This window comes from Neobacillus drentensis (genome assembly GCF_036965425.1).
GTDB lineage: Bacteria > Bacillota > Bacilli > Bacillales > Cytobacillaceae > Neobacillus > Neobacillus drentensis_F.
Genome location: NZ_JBALPP010000186.1, coordinates 1 through 3,007, shown reverse-complemented (window position 1 = coordinate 3,007; position 3,007 = coordinate 1). Strand labels below are relative to the sequence as shown.

The window sequence follows — 3,007 nt, the reverse complement described above, 5'->3', positions numbered from 1 at the left end:
TTTTCCAATAGTATTTATACTTTAGTAATATATTAAACTTCATAAATAAATCCTCATCAAGCCGATGAGGTAGAGGTCGCGGTTTTTATTAGTAACACGGACGAGATGCAGAGACATTATTGACTCCGTTTGAAAGGAAAAACTGCCGAAGTTTGCTTGCTTCTCTGAACAAGTATGCTGGGGCTGTCTCCAAATAGGAACAGAACTGTCACGAATGGCCCTACCAAGCTGTTCGTGTTGAGCTATCTTTCGGAAGGTATGATGCGGGGTATTATAAATGCCATCGATGTCTATCTCGATGGTATTTTTTATTCCAAACTCCTTCCATAAACTAATTTAAAGGGAGTTATAATTATGCAAACTGCACGGGTATTAAAAGAAGATGTAAGCATAGATGTTAAACCTTCTAACAAAGATGGATTAAAACGGAGCCTAAAATCGAGGCACCTGACGATGATTTCACTTGGTGGTACAATTGGTACAGGGCTATTCCTGGCAAGTGGTGGAGCTATTCATACTGCCGGTCCTGGAGGTGCTATCCTTTCTTATCTAGTTATTGGCGTTATGGTGTACTTTTTAATGCAAAGCTTAGCTGAAATGGGTGCGTACATGCCGGTTGCTGGAAGCTTTAGCACCTATGCCACTAAATTTGTCGATCCTTCACTCGGCTTTGCACTTGGCTGGAATTACTGGTATAACTGGGCCATTACCATTGCGGCAGAATTAGCAGCCGTTACAATGATCATGAAATTCTGGTTCCCGCACACTCCTTCTATTATTTGGAGCGGAATCTTCTTAGTCGTTATGTTTTTATTAAATTTCCTTTCTGTAAAAGGATTCGGAGAAGCTGAATATTGGTTCTCCTTAGTGAAAGTGGTTACGGTAATTATCTTTATCGTTACTGGCACCTTAATGATTTTTGGCATTATGGGAGACGAAGCTGTTGGGTTCAAAAACTTCACTGTCGGCGATGCACCTTTCCACGGCGGTTTTATGGCGATGCTGGGTATCTTTATGGCAGCTGGATTCTCATTCCAAGGTACAGAACTGCTTGGAGTTGCAGCTGGTGAAACAGATAATCCAACAAAAGCCATTCCGCGTGCGGTTAAACAAGTATTCTGGCGTATTCTTTTATTTTATGTTTTAGCTATTTTAATTATCGGCCTTTTGATTCCTTATACAAATGGCGACTTAGCGAATGGTGATGTTACAGTCAGTCCTTTCACACTAGTTTTCCAAAAAGCAGGCATTGCTTTTGCTGCTTCAGTTATGAATGCCGTTATCTTAACAGCTGTACTGTCTGCAGGAAACTCAGGCATGTACGCTTCAACTCGTATGCTTTGGGATTTGGCCCGTGAAGGAAAAGCACCAAAATTCCTTGGTAAATTAAATAAAAATGGTGTTCCAGTAAATGCATTAATCGTAACAACACTAGTGGGTACACTTGCATTTCTTGCTTCTTTCTTTGGTGATGGAACTGTTTACGTTTGGTTGTTAAATGCTTCTGGTATGTCTGGCTTTATCGCCTGGCTTGGAATTGCAATTTGTCATTATCGCTTCCGTAGAGCCTATGTTGCTCAGGGTAGAGATTTAAACTTATTACCATATAAATCAAAGCTCTTCCCATTTGGACCAATCTTCGCCTTTGCAGTTTGTGGTTTCGTTGTCCTAGGACAAAACTATTCCGCATTTATGGGGGATCATATTGATTGGAACGGTGTTATGGTTTCCTATATCGGATTGCCGTTATTCTTAATCCTATGGCTTGGATATAAATTCATAAAGAAAACTAAGGTTATTCCTTTAGATAAATGTGATTTAAATAATTAATGTTAAAGGGCACGCATTCGAGCGTGCTCTTTATTATTTATAACTGAACGGTTACTTCAGTTCCATCTTTTAATTTAGTTTGCACCAAATTTAATCCCCTTTGCTCTATTAAGGCCTTTATTAGTGGCTTTACGTCTTTTCTATCTATTTGTGGAATCGTAAACTTTTTCCCGTCATTTTCGATTGCTTTATTTACAAAACTTGTTATTCTTTTTGAAGTAATCAATGTTAAAAGGAGGTTTAAGATCGGGTAAGGAACAGGTATGGTTACCTTTTTTTCTTTTAATTTCACTCGGACTTTAAGCATAGATTTATTCAATGACCACAAAAACTTTTTCACCTTTTGCCGAAGTGATATCGACAATCTGTCCGTCTACTTCATTTTCGATAGCTTCGATTAACATATCTACATTAACATGCTTTACATACTTCTCAGCCTCAGGTATTTTCTCCGCTATACTCGTGCCAACTTTTAAAACAGCTTTAATTAACTTAATCGGAAGGTTTACATTCACGTTGTCTCCTTCTTCTGAAGAAACGCGGATCTTTAATGTTTTATTTAAATACGAAGCATCTTTGTTAAGTGGAATGAATTGCTCCTTACCTTGAAGTACATTAATTAATTCTGTTGCTTTTTCTTTATCCAGCTTTCCTTCTTCAACCATCGTTAACACCCTTGAAATCTCTTCTTTCATTTATAGTTCCCCCTCTTTTAATAAATGAATGGCCTCTTCAGCAGTGATTTCTCCTTTTTCAAGCATCGAAACAATTTTTTTCTTATCTATTTCCATTTTTTTATTTGTGGTGTAACCAAGTGAATTAATAATATCGTCTAATTTTCCACGTACGGTTGGGTAGGAAATTCCAAGTTCTTTTTCAACTTCCTTAATATTTCCACGGCATTTTAAAAATGTTTCTATAAACTGAAGCTGATCCTGACCAAGAGCTGCAAATTTAGATAGTTGAAATTCATTTTCCACTGTCGTTTGGCAATGGCTACACTGAAGCTTCGTAATTTTTAATTGTTTACTGCAAACCGGGCAATTTGTTATGAGCGGATACGCCATTATGATCTCCTTTCCTTTATTAACCACATCATACAATAATTTATAAAATTTTTAAAGGTATTAATTTAATTTTTTGATAAAAAATAATAAAAAACTTAATTATGTTATAT

General features: G+C 36.9%; 4 protein-coding genes and 1 riboswitch. Of the genes, 1 reads left to right on the top strand and 3 read right to left on the bottom strand.

The features are described from left to right. The first annotated feature begins 62 nt into the window (after window positions 1-62). Window positions 63-253: riboswitch (Lysine riboswitch) on the top strand. Between the two features lie 101 nt (window positions 254-354). Next, window positions 355-1,830, top strand: a complete 1,476-nt coding sequence (locus V7161_RS29535; RefSeq protein WP_335716335.1) for an amino acid permease — start codon at window positions 355-357, stop codon at window positions 1,828-1,830. Window positions 1,831-1,867: 37 nt separating this feature from the next. Here the strand turns inward: V7161_RS29535 and V7161_RS29530 are convergent, their stop codons facing one another. From V7161_RS29530 to V7161_RS29520, 3 genes are read right to left on the bottom strand one after another with little or no spacing between them, the layout of a single operon-like run. After that, complete coding sequence (locus V7161_RS29530; RefSeq protein ID WP_335716334.1) at window positions 1,868-2,158, bottom strand: hypothetical protein; 291 nt, start codon at window positions 2,156-2,158, stop codon at window positions 1,868-1,870. Further along, entirely contained in the window at window positions 2,142-2,525 is a 384-nt protein-coding gene (locus V7161_RS29525; protein ID WP_335716333.1) for an SHOCT-like domain-containing protein, read from the bottom strand. Before V7161_RS29525 ends, V7161_RS29530 begins: the two co-directional genes overlap by 17 nt. Continuing rightward, window positions 2,526-2,897: a DUF2089 domain-containing protein gene (locus tag V7161_RS29520; protein WP_335716332.1), complete on the bottom strand. Its 372-nt coding sequence runs from the start codon at window positions 2,895-2,897 to the stop codon at window positions 2,526-2,528. Window positions 2,898-3,007 lie beyond the last annotated feature (110 nt).

Excerpts from the sequence above, each read along its gene's own strand:
- V7161_RS29535 (WP_335716335.1), top strand. The coding sequence starts at position 355 with ATGCAAACTGCACGGGTATTAAAAGAAGATGTAAGCATAGATGTTAAA.
- V7161_RS29525 (WP_335716333.1), bottom strand. The coding sequence starts at position 2,525 with ATGAAAGAAGAGATTTCAAGGGTGTTAACGATGGTTGAAGAAGGAAAG.
- V7161_RS29520 (WP_335716332.1), bottom strand. The coding sequence starts at position 2,897 with ATGGCGTATCCGCTCATAACAAATTGCCCGGTTTGCAGTAAACAATTA.